This is a genomic window from Aromatoleum bremense (genome assembly GCF_017894365.1).
Taxonomy (GTDB): Bacteria; Pseudomonadota; Gammaproteobacteria; order Burkholderiales; family Rhodocyclaceae; genus Aromatoleum; species Aromatoleum bremense.
This window is the reverse complement of sequence record NZ_CP059467.1, coordinates 1,995,979-2,014,626: the sequence shown is the minus strand read 5'-3', so window position 1 is coordinate 2,014,626 and position 18,648 is coordinate 1,995,979. Positions and strand designations below refer to the sequence as shown.

16 protein-coding genes are annotated in these 18,648 nt (G+C 67.9%); 15 read left to right on the top strand and 1 reads right to left on the bottom strand.

Going from position 1 to position 18,648, the window contains the following annotated elements:
• The first annotated feature begins 45 nt into the window (after positions 1 to 45).
• The 9 genes from ppcA to pbN1_RS09395 all read left to right on the top strand — a co-directional run bounded on the left by ppcA (position 46) and on the right by pbN1_RS09395 (position 8,876).
• Positions 46 to 1,503, top strand: a complete 1,458-nt coding sequence (ppcA, locus tag pbN1_RS09435) for a phenylphosphate carboxylase subunit alpha (RefSeq protein WP_169202684.1) — start codon at positions 46 to 48, stop codon at positions 1,501 to 1,503.
• 12 nt (positions 1,504 to 1,515) lie between these two features.
• A complete protein-coding gene (ppcG, locus tag pbN1_RS09430) occupies positions 1,516 to 1,770 on the top strand; it encodes a phenylphosphate carboxylase subunit gamma (protein WP_169202685.1) in 255 nt (84 codons plus the stop codon).
• A 120-nt stretch (positions 1,771 to 1,890) separates the two neighbouring features.
• On the top strand, positions 1,891 to 3,237 hold the full coding sequence (locus tag pbN1_RS09425) for a UbiD family decarboxylase (protein ID WP_169202686.1): 1,347 nt from the start codon (positions 1,891 to 1,893) through the stop codon (positions 3,235 to 3,237).
• 12 nt (positions 3,238 to 3,249) lie between these two features.
• Positions 3,250 to 3,834, top strand: coding sequence for a UbiX family flavin prenyltransferase (locus tag pbN1_RS09420; protein WP_169202687.1), 585 nt, complete (start codon positions 3,250 to 3,252; stop codon positions 3,832 to 3,834).
• A 4-nt stretch (positions 3,835 to 3,838) separates the two neighbouring features.
• The gene (locus pbN1_RS09415) at positions 3,839 to 4,408 is read left to right on the top strand and encodes a CTP-dependent riboflavin kinase (RefSeq protein ID WP_244857226.1); all 570 of its coding nucleotides are present in this window, start codon (positions 3,839 to 3,841) and stop codon (positions 4,406 to 4,408) included.
• Positions 4,405 to 4,953, top strand: a complete 549-nt coding sequence (locus tag pbN1_RS09410) for an NUDIX hydrolase (RefSeq protein ID WP_169202688.1) — start codon at positions 4,405 to 4,407, stop codon at positions 4,951 to 4,953. The genes pbN1_RS09415 and pbN1_RS09410 overlap by 4 nt, the downstream gene beginning before the upstream one ends.
• Before the next feature lie 146 nt (positions 4,954 to 5,099).
• Entirely contained in the window at positions 5,100 to 6,401 is a 1,302-nt protein-coding gene (locus pbN1_RS09405; protein ID WP_169202689.1) for a phenylacetate--CoA ligase family protein, read from the top strand.
• 326 nt (positions 6,402 to 6,727) lie between these two features.
• Positions 6,728 to 7,945 (top strand): IS256 family transposase, encoded by a 1,218-nt coding sequence (locus tag pbN1_RS09400; protein WP_169204317.1) that lies wholly within the window; start codon positions 6,728 to 6,730, stop codon positions 7,943 to 7,945.
• Between the two features lie 121 nt (positions 7,946 to 8,066).
• A complete protein-coding gene (locus tag pbN1_RS09395; RefSeq protein WP_244857225.1) occupies positions 8,067 to 8,876 on the top strand; it encodes a SphA family protein in 810 nt (269 codons plus the stop codon).
• A gap of 66 nt (positions 8,877 to 8,942) precedes the next feature.
• Here the strand turns inward: pbN1_RS09395 and pbN1_RS09390 are convergent, their stop codons facing one another.
• On the bottom strand, positions 8,943 to 11,153 hold the full coding sequence (locus tag pbN1_RS09390) for a DUF6351 family protein (RefSeq protein ID WP_425305769.1): 2,211 nt from the start codon (positions 11,151 to 11,153) through the stop codon (positions 8,943 to 8,945).
• A 633-nt stretch (positions 11,154 to 11,786) separates the two neighbouring features.
• Here pbN1_RS09390 and pbN1_RS09385 point away from each other — a divergent pair.
• From pbN1_RS09385 to pbN1_RS09360, 6 genes are read left to right on the top strand one after another with little or no spacing between them, the layout of a single operon-like run.
• A complete protein-coding gene (locus pbN1_RS09385) occupies positions 11,787 to 13,199 on the top strand; it encodes a methylenetetrahydrofolate reductase C-terminal domain-containing protein (protein ID WP_169203787.1) in 1,413 nt (470 codons plus the stop codon).
• Positions 13,200 to 13,229: 30 nt separating this feature from the next.
• Positions 13,230 to 13,889 (top strand): cobalamin B12-binding domain-containing protein, encoded by a 660-nt coding sequence (locus pbN1_RS09380; RefSeq protein WP_210147705.1) that lies wholly within the window; start codon positions 13,230 to 13,232, stop codon positions 13,887 to 13,889.
• Positions 13,890 to 13,918: 29 nt separating this feature from the next.
• Complete coding sequence (locus pbN1_RS09375; protein WP_169203786.1) at positions 13,919 to 14,587, top strand: hypothetical protein; 669 nt, start codon at positions 13,919 to 13,921, stop codon at positions 14,585 to 14,587.
• A 27-nt stretch (positions 14,588 to 14,614) separates the two neighbouring features.
• Entirely contained in the window at positions 14,615 to 16,453 is a 1,839-nt protein-coding gene (locus tag pbN1_RS09370) for an ASKHA domain-containing protein (protein WP_169203785.1), read from the top strand.
• A 21-nt stretch (positions 16,454 to 16,474) separates the two neighbouring features.
• The gene (locus pbN1_RS09365; RefSeq protein WP_169203784.1) at positions 16,475 to 17,362 is read left to right on the top strand and encodes a dihydropteroate synthase; all 888 of its coding nucleotides are present in this window, start codon (positions 16,475 to 16,477) and stop codon (positions 17,360 to 17,362) included.
• Between the two features lie 4 nt (positions 17,363 to 17,366).
• Positions 17,367 to 18,623: an amidohydrolase family protein gene (locus pbN1_RS09360; RefSeq protein WP_169203783.1), complete on the top strand. Its 1,257-nt coding sequence runs from the start codon at positions 17,367 to 17,369 to the stop codon at positions 18,621 to 18,623.
• Positions 18,624 to 18,648 lie beyond the last annotated feature (25 nt).

The window sequence follows — 18,648 nt, the reverse complement described above, 5'->3', positions numbered from 1 at the left end:
TCAACACCTTTTCGAATCGCTTCCATCCACAGCAAGGAGATCGACGTGGCAAAGATTTCGGCACCGAAGAACAACCGCGAATTCATCGAGGCCTGCGTAAGATCCGGCGACGCGGTACGCATCAGGCAGGAAGTGGACTGGGACAACGAGGCCGGCGCGATCGTGCGCCGCGTCTGCGAGCTTGGCGAAGCCGCCCCGTTCATGGAGAACATCAAGGACTATCCGGGCTTCAGCTACTTTGGCGCGCCGCTGTCGACATACCGCCGCATGGCGATCTCGCTCGGCATGGACCCGGCTTCCACCTTGCCCCAGATCGGCGCCGAGTACCTCAAGCGCACCAACAGCGAGCCGATCGAACCGGTCGTGATCGACCGCCGCGACGCCCCGTGCAAGGAAAACATCCTGCTCGGCGACGACGTCGACCTGACGAAGCTGCCGGTGCCGCTCGTGCATGACGGCGACGGCGGCCGCTACGTCGGCACGTGGCACGCGGTGATCACCAAGCACCCGGTGCGCGGTGACGTGAACTGGGGCATGTACCGCCAGATGATGTGGGACGGCCGCACGATGTCGGGCGCGGTATTCCCGTTCTCGGATCTGGGCAAAGCGCTGACCGAGTACTACCTGCCGCGCGGCGAAGGCTGCCCGTTCGCGACCGCGATCGGCCTGTCGCCGCTCGCCGCGATGGCCGCGTGCGCGCCGAGCCCGATTCCCGAGCCGGAATTGTGCGGCATGCTGTCGGGCGAGGCGGTGCGGCTCGTCAAATGCGAGACCAACGACCTCGAAGTGCCGGCCGATGCCGAAATCATCATCGAAGGCATGATCCTGCCCGACTACAAGGTCGAGGAAGGCCCGTTCGGCGAATACACCGGCTACCGCACGAGCCCGCGCGACTTCCGCGTGACTTTCCGCGTCGATGCGATCACGTATCGCAACAACGCGACGATGACGATCTCGAACATGGGCGTGCCGCAGGACGAGGGGCAGCTCTTGCGCTCGTTCTCGCTCGGGCTCGAGCTGGAAAAACTGCTGAAGAGCCAGGGCATCCCGGTGACCGGGGTGTACATGCACCCGCGCTCGACGCACCACATGATGATCGTCGGCGTGAAGCCGACCTACGCCGGCATCGCGATGCAGATCGCGCAACTCGCGTTCGGCTCCAAGCTCGGGCCGTGGTTCCACATGGTCATGGTGGTCGACGACCAGACCGACATCTTCAACTGGGACGAGGTCTATCACGCCTTCTGCACGCGCTGCAATCCGGAACGCGGCATCCACGTGTTCAAGAACACCACCGGCACGGCGCTGTATCCGCACGCGACGCCGCACGACCGCAAGTACTCGATCGGCTCGCAGGTGCTGTTCGACTGCCTGTGGCCGGTCGACTGGGACAAGACCAACGACGTGCCGTCGGTCGTCAGCTTCAAGAAAGTCTATCCGCAGGACATCCAGGACAAAGTCACGAACAGCTGGACCGACTACGGCTTCAAGCCGGTGAAATAAGGAGACGACGCGATGAACCAGTGGGAAGTTTTCGTTATGGATCTGGCCGAACTGCCGGAAGGCACGGAGCTCGAACTAAGCGTGCGCACACTCAATCCGGGGCTGAAGAAATACACTTATCAGCGCGTCAAGGCTGAACTGTCGAAATCGCTCGACAAGTTCGCCGACCGCCTGCAAGTGCGCTTCGGGCGCGGCCAGCTGTGCAACCAGCAGTTCTCGATCCGCATCATCGAGCAGGTCCAGCGCATGCCGGCGAAGTATCTGTAGCAACGCGTGCCCGGGCCGCACGGGTTGCGGCCCGTCCGGCTCGGGCAGCGACAGCACGTTCAGGACGCGCACCCGCGGCCGGCGCCGCGGCTCTACACGGTTTCAAGAATTGGGGGAACGATGGCTTATTCCGATTTGCGCGCCTTCCTCGCCGACCTCGGCGACGATCTGCGGCACGTCCGCGACGAGTTCGATCCGCGCTTCGAGATCGCGGCAGTGTTGCGCGGCCTGCCCGCGGGCGCGCCGGCGGTGCTGTTCGACAACATCCGCGGCTATCCCGGCACGCGCGTCGCCGGCAACCTGATCGCCAGCCGCCCTCGCCTCGCCCGCGCGCTCGGCACGACTGAAGAGCGGCTCGCGCAAACCTGGCTGCAGCGCAAGGAACACGGCGTGCCGCCGGTCATGGCCACGGGCGCGGTGCCGGTCAAGGAGGTCGTGCACCGCGCACCCGACGACCTGCTGTCGCTGTTGCCGATCCTGACCCACCACGAGAAGGACGCGGCGCCGTTCATCACCACCGGCGTCGTGCTGTGCACCGACCCCGAGACCGGCCGGCGCGGCATGGGCATCCACCGCATGATGGTCAAGGGCGGCAGGCGGCTCGGCATCCTGCTCGCGAATCCGCCGCTGCCGCAGTTCCTCGCACGCGCCGAAGCCGCAGGCCGGCCGCTCGACGTGGCGATCGCGCTCGGCCTCGAACCGGCGACGCTGTTGTCGTCAGTCGTCAAGGTCGGCCCGCTGGTGCCGGACAAGATGGCGATCGCCGGCGCGTTGCGCGGCGAACCGGTCGAGCTGGTGCGCGCCGAGACAGTCGACGTCGAAGTGCCGGCGCGCGCCGAGATCGTCATCGAAGGGCGGATGCTGCCGGGCGTGCGCGAGCTCGAAGGGCCGTTCGGCGAGAACACCGGGCATTACTTCTCGAACGTCAGCCCCGTCATCGAAGTGAGCGCGGTCACGCACCGCGACAACTTCATCTATCCCGGCCTGTGCCCGTGGTCGGCCGAAGTCGACGCGCTGCTGTCGCTCGCTGCCGGCGCCGAGCTGCTCGGCCAGTTGCAGGCGCTGATCGGCGGCGTCGCCGATCTGGAACTGGCCGCCGGCACGAGCGGCTTTTCCGCCGTCATCGCCGTTCACGACTGCACGCCGGCCGACGTGAGAAGGCTCGTGATGCTCGCGCTGAACCTCGACCGGCGCCTGAAGATGGTCACCATCGTCGATGACGACGTCGATATCCGCGACCCGCGCGAAGTCGGCTGGGCGCTGGCGACGCGCTACCAGCCCGCGCGCGACACCGTCGTGATCCACGGCTGCGAAGCCTATGTCATCGACCCGTCGGCCGCCGGCAACGCCGCTTCGAAAGTCGGCTTCATCGCGACGCGCGCGAGCGGCGCCGAGTCCGACCGCATCACCCTGCCTGCCGCCGCCGCGGCAAAAGCCCGCGCAGTCATCGCCGAACTGCTTTCCTGAGGGAGATCTGAAATGAGAATAGTCGTCGGAATTTCCGGTGCCAGCGGCGCGATCTACGGCATCCGCCTCCTCGAGGTGCTGAAGAAGATCGGCGTCGAAACCGACCTCGTGATGTCGGATTCGGCCAAGCGCACGATCATCTACGAGACCGATTATTCGATCAACGACGTCAAGCTCCTCGCCTCCTGCGTGCATGACATCAACGACGTCGGCGCGTCGATCGCCAGCGGCTCGTTCCGCCACGCCGGCATGGTCATCGCGCCGTGCTCGATCAAGACGCTGTCCGCGGTCGCGAACTCGTTCAACACCAACCTGCTGATCCGCGCCGCCGACGTGACGCTGAAGGAGCGCCGCAAGCTCGTGCTGATGATCCGCGAGACGCCGCTGCACCTTGGCCACCTGCGGCTGATGACACAGGTCACCGAGACCGGCGCGGTGCTGGTGCCGCCGCTGCCGGCGTTCTACCATCGCCCGCAGACGATCGACGACATCATCAACCAGTCGGTGACGAAAGTGCTCGACCAGTTCGACCTCGACGTCGACCTGTTCGGCCGCTGGACCGGCAACGAAGAACGCGAATCCGCGAAGGCGCGCTGACATCATGCTGCTCGCCTCCGTCACGCGCACGGGCCGCTTCGTCCGGATGTCGTCCGCCCCCCACGGCAGCTTCGAGCCCGTCGCCGGCGCGAAGATCCCGCTCGCCGGCATGGTCACCCGCGGCGACGGCGTCGGTCGCCGCTTCACGTCGCTCGACTGGGTGGTCGAGGAGTTCCGCGCGAAGCTCGGCTTCGTGCCGCACCCTGGCACGCTGAACCTGCACATGTCCGGCCCGCGCTGGCGCGCTGCGCGCCAGAGCCTGGCAGCGGCACCGGGCATCGCGATCACGTCGCCTGCGGGCTTCTGCGGCGCGCGATGCTTTCGCATCCGGCTCGCCGGGCGGATTGACGGCGCGCTGGTGCTGCCGGACGTCGCCGACTACCCGTCGCACAAGTTCGAGATCGTTGCGCCGGTGCCGGTGCGCGCGACGCTCGGCCTCGGCGACGGCGACCGCGTCACGCTGCAGCTCGATCTCACCCGCAGCACAGTCCCGCTTCGCGTCGGCGCGAGCCTCGACGCGCGCACCGCTTCGCGAGCGCAGATCGCGTGGCTCGTCCGAGGAGAACAGTCATGACAATGAAATTCTGTCCGGAATGCCGGACGCCGCTTGCGCTCGCCGCGGTACATGGACGCGAACGGGAAAGCTGTCCGGCCTGCGGCTACGTCGCGTTCCACAAGCCGGCGCCGGTCGTGCTCGCGATCATCGATCACGCCGACCATCTCGTGATGATCCGCCGCGGGCTCACGCCGCTGGCCGGCTACTGGGCACCGCCCGGCGGCTATGTCGAACTCGGCGAGTCGCTGGAGGACGCGGTCATCCGCGAGGCGCGCGAAGAAACCGGCCTTGACGTCGTCGTCGACGGTTTCGTCGGCGCGTACTCGCAGACCGGCGCACGCGCGCTGATCCTCGCGTATCGCGCGCATTCCACCGGCGGGCACCCGGTCGCTGGCGACGACGCGGCCGAGCTGCGCCTCGTCGCGCCGGGCCAGCTGCCGCTGCAGCGTTCACCCGAAGGCGCGCCGCTCCTCGACCGCTGGTTCTTCGACGTCATCGAGGACGTCACCGCACCGTGGAAGTGGGGCCGGCGCCCCGCCGCGCGCTCGGTCGCCGGGAGATGACGATGGCGGCACCGACGACCGGGCCGCCCGGCTGACCCGACGCGCCGGCGCGGCGCCTCCCCGACTCTCGTTGATACCTGCCCTGCATGCCGCGCGAGCGGTTTGCACGGTGTCGCATTGCGTCGCCCAATCGAAGGAAAATACTCATGGCATTTTTCAATGAAGCAACCGAAACCCTGACGCGCGATAAGCTCGAAGCGCTGCAGCTGCAAAAACTGCGCGCGATGCTCGCCGAGCTATGGCAGCGCAACCGCTTCTACACGGCGAAATGGACGGCTGCGGGGGTGGACCCGCGCGACGTCGGCACGCTCGCCGACGTCGCGCGGCTGCCGTTCACCACCAAGTCCGAGCTGATGGAGGCGCAGCAGGCAGCGAACGGGTCGTTCGGCACGAATCTGACGTACCCGCCCGAAGCTTATGTGCGGCTGCACCAGACGTCGGGCACGACCGGCGTGCCGCTGAAGGTGCTCGACACCGCGCAATCCTGGGACTGGTTCGGACGCTGCTGGGCGCACGTATTCGCTGGCGCGGGCATCGGTCCGGCCGACCGCGTGTTCCTGGCGTTCTCGTTCGGCCCGTTCATCGGCTTCTGGTCTGCTGTCGAAGGGGCGCACAAAATCGGCGCGACACTGATCCCGGGCGGCGGACGCGACTCGCTGCAGCGGCTCGAGCTGATGCGCGACACTGGCGCGACGGTGCTGTGCTGCACGCCGACCTACGCGCTACGGCTCGCCGAGGTCGGGCGCGAATCGGGCTTCGACCTCACGTCGATCCCGCTGCGCGCGACCATTCACGCCGGCGAGCCGGGCGCGAACATCCCGGCGACGAAGCAGCGTATCGAGTCGGCGTGGTCGGCGAAATGCTTCGACCACGCCGGCGCTTCCGAGATCGGCGCGCATTCGTTCGAATGCGAGCATCAGCCGGGCGGCACGCACCTGATCGAGAGCGAGTTCATTGCCGAGGTCATCGATCCGGCGACCGGCGCGCCGGTTGCGCCGGGCCAGCGCGGCGAGCTCGTGCTGACGAACCTGGGCCGCTGGGGTTTCCCCATACTGCGCTACCGCACCGGCGACCTGGTCGAGGTCAACCACGCGCCTTGCGCGTGCGGCCGCGGCTTCCTGCGTTTCGAAGGGGGCATCCTCGGCCGCGCCGACGACATGGTCACGGTGCGCGGCGTCAACGTCTATCCGTCCGGCGTCGAGAACATCATCCGCAAGTTCACCGAGGTCGACGAATTCCGCATCCACGTGCGCCGCGAGCACTCGCTCGACGAGATGGACGTCGAGATCGAGCTGTGCGAAGGCGCCGACGCCCGCATCGTGCATTCGATCGCCGAAAAGCTCGATTCGCTCCTCGCCTTCCGGCCACGCGTACACCACGTCGGCCGCAATGCACTGCCACGCTTCGACATGAAAGCGCGGCGCTTCCATGTCAACCGCGAGGGGTAACGGCGCCGACGGCACTCATGACCCGCAATCCCGCAGTGGCACAGGGCTGCCGGACAGCTGAAGGTGTTACCGCTCCGGCCGGGACGAGCCGACAGGCCCGTCCCGGCCGGAGCATTGCAGTGAGCAGAGCAATAAAACATCAAGGAGGAGATACATGAAGATGAACAAAATCGGCCTTGCGATCGCCCTGTCGGCACTCGTGGCAACAGGTGCGAGTGGATTGAGTCCGTAAACTGCTGTAAATCGAGTGGCAGGTAGCCACCGCTTCAGTTCGGTACGATGACGTTGTCGAAGCGTTGATCAACCGAAGAAAGGCAGGCGAAGCGATGGCTGGATATGATGTTAGCGTAGGGCGTGATTTGTTGCCAGGGCTGTTGAGCGGTCAGGACGGGCTGGCGAAACTGGTAGAAGCGGTTCTGAACCAGATACTGGAGGCGCAAGTGACAGAAGCGTTGGGAGCGGAGCGGCACGAACGCACGGAAGAGCGCGCCGGCTACCGCAACGGCACGCGAGCACGCACGCTCTACACACGGGTGGGGCCGGTGACGCTGCTGGTGCCGCAGACGCGGGATGGCAGCTTCTCGACAGAGATCTTCAAGCGTTACCAGAGGAGCGAGCAGGCGTTTGTACTGGCGCTGATGGAGATGGTCGTGCAAGGCGTCTCGACGCGGAAAGTATCGGCGATCACCGAGGAGCTGTGCGGCACGAGCTTTTCCAAATCGACGGTCAGCGCGCTCTGCGCCGGACTGGACGGACGTGTCGGTGCCTTCAACGAGCGACGGCTCGAAGGCGATTACCCGTTTGTTCTGGTCGATGCGCTGTTCATCAAGAGCAGGGAAGGCGACCGCGTCGTATCGCGCGCCGCACTGGTCGTGTCGGGCATCAGGAGTGACGGCTACCGCGAAATTCTCGGCGTGAAGATCGGCGACACGGAGAGTTTCGCCACTTGGGATGAGACGTTCCGCTGGCTCAAAGGCCGGGGGTTGAAAGGCGTCATGTTCGTCGTTTCCGACAGCCACGGCGGGCTGACGCAGGCGGTCGCAAAGCATTTTCAGGGGGTGACCTGGCAGCGCTGCCAGGTGCATCTGATGCGCAACATTCTGGGGAGCTGCAGCGCCAAGATCCGGGCCGACGTGGCGGCGGCAGCCAAACTCGTCTTCCAGGCGGCGGACATGGCCGAGGCCAAGCGCCGGCTCGCCGAATTCGTCGAGCGCTTCGAGAAAACGGCGGCAAAGGCCGTGGCGTGCATCGAGGAAGGTTTCGCCGACGCAATGGCGGTCATGGCGCTGCCAGAGAAATACCGGCGGCGGCTGCGCACGACCAACATGCAGGAGCGGCTCAACGAAGAGATTCGCCGTCGCGAGCGGGTGATCCGCATCTTCCCCAACGACGAATCCGCCCTGCGCCTGATCGGCGCCCTGTTGGCCGAGCAGAACGAGGTCTGGCAGGAAAGACGATATCTGGATATGGATGAATTCGCGGAGTGGGTCGCCGCCCGCGCCGCCGCCGGCGAGAGCAACAACGTTGTTGCTCTCGCCGGATAAAAACCATTCGTCATCATCCGGGCTGAAGAGAATTTACAGCAGATTTTGGACTTGACTTGCGAGTGCGAAGGAAGGCGCTGATCAGTACCCCCACGGCAGCGAGAACTGGTTCGCTGGCGCATTGCCGCCCCCGGGCGATTATTTCCTGAACTACTTTGGCTATTACGACGGCGACCTGCGCGACGGCGACGGCGACAAGGTGCCCGGCGCCTCGGTTACCGCGTGGTTCGACGCGCTGCGCTGGGTCAAGGTCACGGACCAGCAGCTCCTCGGCGGCAACTGGGCGATGCACGTGATCCTGCCGGTCGTGCAGCAGGAACTGGCCCTCGGGGCCGGCAGCAAGACAGTCACCGGGCTGGGCGACCTGGTGTTTTCACCGCTCGTCGTCGCTTGGCATTCCGGCAACTGGCACTGGGTTGCCGCGCTCGATTTCTACGCACCGACCGGCAAGTACAAATCGGGCGAGCCGCGAAAGAACATTGGCGCGAACTACTGGAGCGTAGAACCGGTGTTCGCGGCAACTTGGTTGTCGGAGAACGGCTGGGAGGTATCGGCCAAGTTCATGTACAACATCAAGGCGAAGAACAACGACTTCCGGCCCGCGCCGGGAGCGCCGAAGATGGACTACGAGTCCGGCGACGAGCTGCACATCGACTACCTTGTCGGCAAACGCTTCGGGCCCTGGGGGGCGGGCCTGTCGGGCTACTACGTGAAGCAGACGACCGACGACGAGCTCGGCGGCCGCAAGATCCCGGCGGCGATCGGCCCGTGGTCCGCGGGGCGCCGCGGCGAGGTGTTCGCGATCGGCCCGAGCGTCAGCTACACGACGAAAGGCGGCACGCTGCTGGTCGCGCAGTGGCAGCACGAAACCGAAGCCGAGAACCGCTTCCGCGGCGACAAGGCCTGGTTCAAGCTCGTGACGCCGTTCTGAGCAAGGCTGCGGCGCGCGGGCTTGCACGGCGCGCCGCAGTCTCTTGCGCGGGCAGGCGGCAGGCTGTCAGCCGGGGCTGTCCGCCCCCGGCAGATCGGCCGGGCGGCCCTGAGCGGCCTGCCGGTAGTCACAGACGCCCTGCGGAAAGATCCGCTCCAGTCGCGCCCGGTAGGGACGCATGTCGATCGGTTCGTAGAGCCCGGCATCCAGCGCCTCGCCGACCGTCTGGAGCGTGCACTTGAAATGATCGCCGCGTATCGTGTCGCCCGCGACGATGCGCGTATTGCCGTAGATGGGATAGGCGCGCATGCACGGGCCGGGCGGACGCTGGTTCCATTCGCCGTCCCATACCCGATCGCCGCTGAACATCGTCTTGCCCTGCGCATCGATACAACGATCGCTCGCGGCCGCCGGACGCAGCGCGGACCAGGACTGCTCGGGACGTGCCCGCTTGGCCGCGAGCCATCGCTCGATCGCGGCGAAGGCCTCGGGGGTCGGATCGTGCTTCCTGTCGCTGACCCAGATCGCCTGGTTTCCCGCATCTCCCTGTGCCGCAAGGAGCCGCGCGCGCACCGAAAAGGACGCCGAAGCATGGTGCATGTCCAGCACCGGTTCCAGATAGTGGCGCACGTCGATGACCGGAATGTCGAGCCGCCCCAGAAAGACCTGGCCCGATCGATACGCCGCTGCCATCGCCAGGCGGTCGCCCTCGAAGCGCGGCGCCGGCGCGTCGCGGGTCTTGCCGCGATTCATGTTGTGCGCGCTCCACGGCGAGAAATCCTGCAGATCGCTGCTGGCCCCGCGCAGGATCCAGAAACGCTCGCGCTTCATCTCGGCGACGGGCTTCCAGGTGCCGACACGGGCATTGAGGCGCAGGAACTGCTCGACGTCGATCTGCCCACGCTGCAGCGCCCGCAGGCCGTATTGGACTCCCACGTTGTCCCACGGGATGCGCGCATAGCCCTGCGCATCGGTGCCGTAGAAATCCTTCAGATCCTCGAAATAGCTCCACTGCACACGCCTGAACACCCGTCTGGCAAGTCGGTCTTCGATGAACGCGAAGCGCGGGTTCAGCACCAGCGGCGTCAGCCCGCGCCAGCCGACCACGCATTCGGTCTGGCCCTCGGCGTCCGCCAGCCGACGCTCGCCGGCCAGCAGGGCGAGCCGGGTGGTCGTCGCGATTCTTCTTGCCCTGCCCTCACCCTGGTAATCGTTGCTGGCGTTGAGACCTTCGACCCATTGCCGATGTTCGGCCTGGTGCCACAGCGGATTGCGGCGGTCGGTCCTGTCGAAGTAATACTCAAGCAGTTCGCAATCGAGCGCCCAGATGGTCTGGGTGACCATGTCGGGATACGAATACTGCGCGATCGCCGCATCGATCAGGCCGGGACGGTTCTGGGCCAACAGATACTGCTGAATCGCACCACCGGACCCGCCCACGCCGATCGTGTAATCCGGTTCGCCGTACAGCGCGACGAACTGGCGCTTTACGCGCAACGCGGTATCTTCGGCCAGCCAGATGTTGTAATGGGTGGAAGTCGTCGTGCCGGTCGACGCGACCACCGCATAGCCCTGCGCCAGTTGCTCGCGCCGCCCCTCGAGGACCCTCGACGGCTTCACCCTGCCTTGCCGGTGCCCGATGCCGACGCCACCGGAAAACTGGTAGATCAGGCGGCCGTTCCAGTGCGCGGCACTCGGGGCAGCGAGGGTTTCATGAGGCCCCTTCAGCGCCGCGATGACGTAGATGAAACGGTTGATCGTGCCCATTTCCACGCGCACGATGAACGGCACCTGGGCACCGTTGATGCTGACGCTGTCGACGTCCCGCACCACCTCCGACCACCGCTCGAATTTTTCCTTGTCCCGGGGCTTGTAGTAATACCAGGCCCGGGTGCGCACCAGACAATCCTGGCTGTAACCGATCGGCGCGGGGTTCGCAAAGACCGTGGCGGCCTTCGAGACGACCGGCGTGCCGACCCTGGCATGATTGTCCACCAGCGGTTGGCCCAGGCCGGAAGCTTCGGTGTCGCAAACAAACGGATACTGCCTGGGACCGGCAAACAGGGCTTCGCCCGGCCCCACCTCGCCGAGCCTTATCGGAAACCGGAACGTCTCGGCAGGGCGCTGCAGCCGCGACGGGTGCGGTCCGTCGTAGGGTGCGGCGGGCGCCTTCGCATCGAAGCCGGCCGGCAAGCCGACCACGATCGGACTTTGCGCCTTCGGCGGCGCGGAGGACCCGGCGGGCAGCGTGGCCGTCAGCAGCAAGCTCAACCACACCCACCCTTTCGCCGGCATATTCCCCCCTATGCGAGTGAATCGATCAGGACCCTTTCTTTACGTGTTCGCGGGTCACTTGCGCGGTGTCGTCGTCCGTTTCCGGATCCGGATCCTTGCTCGGGTCCGGCACGGGGTCGGGCTCCGGTGCCGGGTCAGGCTGCGGACCCGGCACCGGCGGTGTAGTCGTATGCATCATCCACTCCCTCACTAACTCGGCAATCGCTCGTCGTCGCATGCGCCGGCCGGCTTCGGCCTGCCACCGTCGCGCCTTCCAATATTAGGACACGCCGCCAGATCCAGCCGCTTTTCCGCGGCGACAAGCCGGGCGGCGCGCGCCATCGCTCGCCGTTCGAAAGCGCGCAGCCAGATCCAAAAATTCGATATCCACAATCCGGCCGATCGAATTTACAAACCCTACCCCGCCCTTTAACTTAGCGATGACCCCGGCACCGTCGGGGATTTGGAAAGCGCGGGACGGGCACGGCCGGGGCCTCCCGTTCCGCGCGGATCCTGAAGGCTTCACGACGTTCGGGGGCGGGGTTCTATGCATGCAGCGAAACCGGTCGAAGCAGGCGCAGCGTGGAACAGGGGACGGCGCTTGACCGGCGCTGTACCGCCCGCGGGAGCCGGATCATGATGCTCATGCGGCGCTGGTCGGTACGCCGCGCCTCGGCGCTGGCGCGCGTCTACCGCGCGGTGCTGGCCGTCATGCCGGTCGCCCGGGCCGGCCTGCGGCTCGTCGGGCGAGCGCCGGCCGAACGGCTGCTCGCGCCGATCGAGCGCGCCGCCAAGGCCTTCCTCTTCGATTGCCGCATGTGCGGCCAGTGCGTGCTGTCATCGACGGGCATGGCCTGTCCGATGAACTGCGGCAAGCAGATGCGAAACGGCCCGTGCGGCGGCGTGCGGCCGGACGGCGGCTGCGAAGTTGTGCCGGGAATGCGCTGCGTGTGGCTCGAGGCGACCGACGGGCGCAGGCGCATCGCGTACGGACAGCGACTCCCCGCAACCCGGCTGGCACCGCTCGATCACCGCCGCCGCGGCCAGTCGACGTGGATCCAGGTGATCGCCGCCGAGACGCCGCAAACTCCCGCACCGCCGGCTGCGCGCGCACCGCGCCCGGCGCATCCGGCGGGCGCTTTCGAGCGCGCCTGCGCCTCCGGCCGCTTCCTCGTGACGGTCGAAGTCGGCCCGCCGGACTCCGCCGACCCCGCTGCGCTGCTGCAGCGCGCGGCCCGTTTCCGGGGACTCGTCGACGCGATCAACATCACCGACGGCGCGGGCGGCAACTGCCACATGTCGAGCGTCGCCGCCTCCGCGCTGCTGGTGGCCGCCGGCATGACGCCGATCTACCAGGTGACGTGTCGGGACCGCAACCGCATCGCGATCCAGGGCGACATCCTCGGCGCCGCCGCGCTCGGCGTGCGCAACATCCTGTGCCTGACCGGCGACGACGTGAGCCGCGGCGACCAGCCTGAAGCGAAGCCGGTGTTCGACCTCGACGCCGTGTCGCTGCTGGGCACCGCGTGCGGCATGCGCGACGGCGGCACGTTCGCCTCCGGCCGCAGGCTCGACACGCCGCCGGACCTCTTCGTCGGTGCGACTGCGAACCCGTTCGTGCCGCCGCACCGCGAGCGCATCATCAACCTCGAGAAGAAGATCGACGCGGGCGCGCAGTTTATCCAGACGCAGTTCTGCTTCGACCTCGACCTGCTTGAAGACTTCATGCGCGAAGTATGCGTCCGCGAGCTGCATCGGCGCGCCCGCATCATCGTCGGCGTCGGCACGCTCGGCTCGGCCCGCGCGCTGCAGTGGATGGCCGCGCACGTGCCCGGCGTGCACGTCCCGGAAGCGACGCTGCGACGCATCGCCGCGGCCCGCGACCAGAAGGAGGAAGGCCGCCGCGTGTGCCTCGAAACCATCCGCGCGCTGACGCAGATCGACGGCGTGGCGGGCGTGCACCTGATGGGCCACAAGAACGAGGACGTGCTGGCGGACATCATCGCCGCGTCGGGCCTGCGCCGCCGGCCAGCCCTGCAAGTCCATTGAAATCCCGTATCGATTGAGGAGGAAACCCGGATGAACGCGATGACCGATCAGGAAACGCTGCTCGTGGAGTGGCTCGCCGACATGAACGAGGACGACGCGCTCGAGCTCGCGAAGAAGATGCTGTTCGACGAGAAGGCGGACGCGTTGCGCGTGCTCGAGCTTTGCCGCATGGCGATGGACGAGGTCGGCAGGCGCTTCGAGCAGGGCGAGTACTTCCTGCCCGAGCTGGTGCTCGCCGGCGAGATGCTCGAGACCATCGGCGCGCTGGCCAAGCCGCTGATCAGCGAGGACGGCGAAGGCGCGCAGAAGCTCGGCCGCGTGCTGCTCGGCACCGTGCACGGCGACCTGCACGACATCGGCAAGAACATCGTCGGCTTCATGCTCGACATCAACGGTTTCGAGGTCAAGGACATCGGCATCGACGTGCCGGTCGCCGAGTTCCTCGCCGCGATCCGGGAGTTCGATCCGCAGGTCGTCGCGCTGAGCGGCTTTCTGACGCTCGCGTTCGACTCGATGAAGGAGACGATCGAGGCAATCGAGCGGGCGGGCCTGCGCGAGGGCCGCAAGATCATGATCGGTGGCGGGCAGATCGACAACGCGGTGTGCGCCTACACCCGTGCCGACGCGTTCGGCGTCAACGCCGTCGATGCGGTGACGCTGAGCAAGGGCTGGATCGGCGTCGCCGCGTGATCGCGGCCGGCGGCGAGACGGATTCCCGGATGCCCTGCGCGCGCGGCTTCGACGTGCTGAAGGCGGTGGACGGCCTGCCGGAAGGATCGGCGAGCCGCAGCCGGCTGCGGCGCGAAGTCCTCGACCTCGCGCGCGACGAAGGGCTCGTCGAAGCCGCCTACAGCTACCGCATCGTCGCACTCGACGCGCCGGCGGGTGAGTGGCTGCGCGCGGGCGGTGAGGCCTTCCATGCGCCGTGGCTGCTGCCCGAATCGGGACGGTTGACCGCACTGGCTTGCGCGAGCTGCACCATCGGCGCGGGCATCGAGAGGCGCGTCGCGAGCCTCGTCGCCGCGCGCCGGGCGTCGCGTGCGCTGGCGCTCGATCAGCTCGGCAACGAGCTGCTGTTCGAAGTCTCCCGCATCGCGCAGGACCGCATGCTCGCCGACGCGAGGCGCCGGGCGCTCACGATGGCGGGCGAGCTGCGCCCCGGCGATCCGGGCCTCGCGCTCGACGCCCAGGCCGCCGTGCTGCGGCTCGCGGATGCCGCCGCGATCGGCATCGAGCTCAACGCCGGCCTGCTGATGCGCCCGCACAAATCGACGTCGATGGTGCTCGGCGTCGGCATCGACCTGCCGGCCGTATCGTGGTCGCGCTGCCAGCACTGCCGCTCCCGCGCAAGATGCCGGCACGGCGCGGCAGTGGCTGCGGCCGCCTGATCCTGACGAAAACGCTGCGGAGCCTCCATGACCAGTCGTGACAAACCGTTCGCGCGGGCACTGACGCTGAACTTCCCGCAGCTCGGCCGCGCCATTACCGCGAGCGGCGGCGAGACGGTCCTCCAGAGCGCGCGGCGCCACGGCATTCGCATCGTCGGCGCGTGCGGCGGCCGCGGCACCTGCGGCGCGTGCATGGTGCACATCAGTGACGGCGAGATCGAAGCCGATCATGCCGATCCCGCCGCCCCGTCGCCCGCCGCGCCGGCAAACCGGAAGAAATGGGTCCGCGCCTGCCGGGTTCGCGCCCGCAGCAACTGCACCGTCGAAGTCGCGCCGCGCTCGCTCGCACCGGTCGCGCGCGCGGACGTCGCGGGCGACGGCGACGCCGACCTCCTGCGCCTCGACGCGGCGGTCGCGAGCTGCGAGGTGCACGTCGCCGAAGCGACGCTCGCCGACAACGTCGCCGACATCGACCGCGTGATCCGCGCGCTCGCCTTGCCCATCGACGCGCCCGGCGCGCCGTCGATCGGCACGGTCGACCTGGTCGCTGCGCAGCAGCTGCCGCAGACGCTGCGCGACGCCGCCTGGTCGCTGCGCCTGTGCCTGAGAGGCTCCGAGCTGATCGACGTCGCCCCGCCGGGCAGCCGCGTGCTCGGGCTTGCTGTCGACCTCGGCACGACCAACGCGGCCGGCTTCCTCGTCGATCTGCAAAGCGGCGCGCGCCTCGCCAGCCTCGGCCTCGAAAACCCGCAGGTCGCGTGGGGCGCGGACCTGATCAGCCGCATCGATTACACCGTCGGCGGGCCGGCGGGGGCGGCCGACGAGCTGCGCGCCGCGGCAGCTGCCGCGATCGACGCGCTCGCCCATGACCTGTGCGCCGCGGTCGGCGCGAGAGCGACCGAAATCGTCGACGTCGTCGTCTGCGGCAATACTGCGATGCATCACCTGCTGCTCGGGCTGCCGGTGCGGCAACTCGGTCGCGCGCCGTTCGTCGCGGCGGTGCGCGACGCCATGGACGTCAAGGCGCGCGAGTTCGGCCTCGGCGTGAGCCCCGGCGCGTATGTCCACGTCGCACCGAACGTCGGCGGCTTCGTCGGCGGCGATCACGTCGCCGCGCTGCTCGCGACCGAAAGCCACTGGCGCGCCGCCGCGACGAGTCTCGTCATGGACATCGGCACGAACACCGAGATCTCGCTGATCCACGACGGCGTCTTCCTGTCCGCGTCGAGCCCGTCGGGGCCGGCGCTCGAAGGCGGCCACATCTCGTGCGGCATGCGCGCCGCCGAAGGCGCGATCGAACGCGTCGGGCTCGACGGCGGCCGCCTCGCGGTGCGCACGATCGGCGGCAAGGCACCGCTCGGCCTGTGCGGCTCGGGCGTGCTCGACACGCTGGCGACGCTGCGCCGCGCCGGCATCGTCGATCGCCGCGGGCGCATCCAGGCGCCGCACCGCGACGTCGGCGGACAGGACGGCGAACGCTTCGCGGTGCTCGCCCCCGGTGTCCATTTCACCCAGGCCGACGTGCGCGCGGTGCAGCTCGCGAAAGCCGCGATCCGCACCGCCGTCGACCTGCTGCTCGCCGACGTCGGGCTCGAGGCGCCGGCGATCGGGCGCTTCATCATCGCCGGTGCTTTCGGCGCGTACATCGACATCGACAGCGCGGTCGCGATCGGCATGTTCCCGGATCTGCCGCGCGAGCGTTTCGTCCAGGTCGGCAACGCGGCCGGCGCCGGCGTGCGGCAGATGCTCGCCAGCACGGCAGCACGCAGCCGCGCGCGGCAGCTCGCCGCCGGCTGCCGCTATGTCGAGATGAGCACGCGCGCGCAGTTCCAGCGGGCGTTCATGCACAACATCGGATTCCACTGAAGCACACACGGAGGAAAGATCGTGACGACAGGCAACAGCTTCGACATCCGGATCATCGGCGAGCGCATCAACCCCGGCTTCAAGAGCACGCGGGCGCTGTTCGACAACAGCGACATTCCCGGCATCCAGGCGCTGGCCATCAGGCAGGTCGAGGCCGGAGCGGTGTACCTGAACGTGAATGTCGGCTCGCAGGCGATGACCGACCGCCCGTTCCTGACCGACGTGATCCAGGCGATCCAGGACGTCGTGGACGTGCCGCTGTCCTTCGACGTGCCGAACACCGAGCTTTTCGAACTGTGCCTGAAAACCTACGACCGCGACGCGGCGGGCGGCGAGCTGCCGATCGTCAATTCCATCACCGAGCACCGCTGGGACGCGATGGACCTGTACCGCGAGCATCCGTTCAAGGTCATGGTCATGGCCTCGGAGAGCGTCGTCGATGGCGTCGCGAAAAACAACAAGACCGCCGAGGACATCGCCTCGACTGCGCGGCGCGCGGCGCTGCGCCTGCGCGACGACTGCGGCATGCCGATGGATCACATCTACATCGACCTGTCGGTCAGCGCGATCATCGCCGACACCGAAGGACTCAACCGCGCCACGCTCGACGCGGTGCGGCTGATCGGCAGCGACCCGGACCTCGAAGGCCTGCACATGACCGGCGGGCTGTCCAACATCGGCCAGCAGCTGCCGGCGAAAGCCGCCGACGGCTCGGACCTGAAGCATTGTCTCGAGAACGCCTTCCTCACGCTCGCGGTGCCTTTCGGCTTTGACACCGTGCTCGGCACGCCGTGGCGCGGCTATCACCCGCTGCCCGAGGACGACTATGTACTGACGACCTACCGCCACTTTCTCGACCAGAAAGGCAGCCAGGCGCTGCGCGCGGTGCGCAAGTTCTACAGGGCGTGACGCGATGCCGGCCGAAACCATCATTGTCGACAGCTACTTCGACGGCGAGCGCCACCACGAGCACGGCCCGTACGGCTTCCTGATCGCCGACGGGCGGATCACCGCAATCCTGCCGGCGGCGCAGCTCGCGCTCGTCGCGCCCCCGGCCGCAGCGCCGCAACGCGCGGCATTCCTGATGCCGGGCCTCGTCGACGCCCACGTGCACCTGTTCCTCGATGGCACCCAGCTCGACGCGACACGGCGTGCCGACTACTTGAAGGCGCCGCTCGACGAGATGCTCGCGGTGGCAGCGCACAACGCGGCGGCGACGCTCGCGTGCGGCATCACGACGGTGCGCGACGCGGGAGACCGCTTCGGCATCAACCACCGCCTGCGGGCGGCGGCCGCGGAACGGGACGCCGGCCTGCCGGCGGTACGCTCCGCCGGCCTCGGGCTGAAGCGCCCGAAGCGCTATGGCGCTTTCATGGGCCGCGACGTTGCGGACAGCGGCGAGATCGTCGCCGCGGTGCATGAGCTTGCCGCCGACTGCGACGACATCAAGTTGATCCTCACCGGCATCATCGATTTCGACGCCGGTCGCGTCGCCGGCGAGCCGCAGTTCGACCTGGAGTCGGCGGCACTGGCCGTGCGCACCGCGCACGCGCTCGGCAAACGCGTATTCGCGCACTGCAGCGGCACGGCAGGCCTCGACGTCGCGATCGCAGCGAAAGTGGATTCGATCGAGCACGGTTTCTTCATGAGCTGCGACAGGGTCCGGGCGATGGCCGACCGCGGCATCGCGTGGACGCCGACCTTCGCGCCGGTGCATTTCCAGTGGGTGCGCCCTGAAGTCGCCGGCTGGTCGCCGCAGACGGTCGACAACATCGCCCGCATCCTCGGCGAACACGCGGAAAACCTCGTGCGCGCCGACGCAGCGGGCGTCACGCTGCTGTGCGGCTCCGACGCCGGAAGCCACGGCGTCGGCCATGGCACCGGGCTGCTCGACGAACTACAGTGGCTGCACGAAGCCGGGCTGTCGGTGACGGCGGTGCTGCGCGCGGCGACCGGGGCGGCCCGGCGTCACTGGGGCGAACCGGCGCTGCTCGCCGCGGGCGCGGCGTTCGACGCGGTGCTGCTCGAGGCGTCGCCATTCGAGCGTTTCGGCGCGCTGCGCGAGCCGATCGTGGTGTTCCGCGACGGCCGGCGGCTCGCATCGCCTCTTGGCGTGACAACGCGCCCGGGCGCAACGGAGCGCAGCCGGACGTGGCTGGCGGAAGCCTGAAACAAGCGGCGGCGGCCTCGGGAGC

Excerpts from the sequence above, each read along its gene's own strand:
- ppcG (WP_169202685.1), top strand. The coding sequence starts at position 1,516 with ATGAACCAGTGGGAAGTTTTCGTTATGGATCTGGCCGAACTGCCGGAA.
- pbN1_RS09425 (WP_169202686.1), top strand. The coding sequence starts at position 1,891 with ATGGCTTATTCCGATTTGCGCGCCTTCCTCGCCGACCTCGGCGACGAT.
- pbN1_RS09420 (WP_169202687.1), top strand. The coding sequence starts at position 3,250 with ATGAGAATAGTCGTCGGAATTTCCGGTGCCAGCGGCGCGATCTACGGC.
- pbN1_RS09415 (WP_244857226.1), top strand. The coding sequence starts at position 3,839 with ATGCTGCTCGCCTCCGTCACGCGCACGGGCCGCTTCGTCCGGATGTCG.
- pbN1_RS09410 (WP_169202688.1), top strand. The coding sequence starts at position 4,405 with ATGACAATGAAATTCTGTCCGGAATGCCGGACGCCGCTTGCGCTCGCC.
- pbN1_RS09405 (WP_169202689.1), top strand. The coding sequence starts at position 5,100 with ATGGCATTTTTCAATGAAGCAACCGAAACCCTGACGCGCGATAAGCTC.
- pbN1_RS09400 (WP_169204317.1), top strand. The coding sequence starts at position 6,728 with ATGGCTGGATATGATGTTAGCGTAGGGCGTGATTTGTTGCCAGGGCTG.
- pbN1_RS09385 (WP_169203787.1), top strand. The coding sequence starts at position 11,787 with ATGATGCTCATGCGGCGCTGGTCGGTACGCCGCGCCTCGGCGCTGGCG.
- pbN1_RS09380 (WP_210147705.1), top strand. The coding sequence starts at position 13,230 with ATGAACGCGATGACCGATCAGGAAACGCTGCTCGTGGAGTGGCTCGCC.
- pbN1_RS09375 (WP_169203786.1), top strand. The coding sequence starts at position 13,919 with ATGCCCTGCGCGCGCGGCTTCGACGTGCTGAAGGCGGTGGACGGCCTG.
- pbN1_RS09370 (WP_169203785.1), top strand. The coding sequence starts at position 14,615 with ATGACCAGTCGTGACAAACCGTTCGCGCGGGCACTGACGCTGAACTTC.
- pbN1_RS09360 (WP_169203783.1), top strand. The coding sequence starts at position 17,367 with ATGCCGGCCGAAACCATCATTGTCGACAGCTACTTCGACGGCGAGCGC.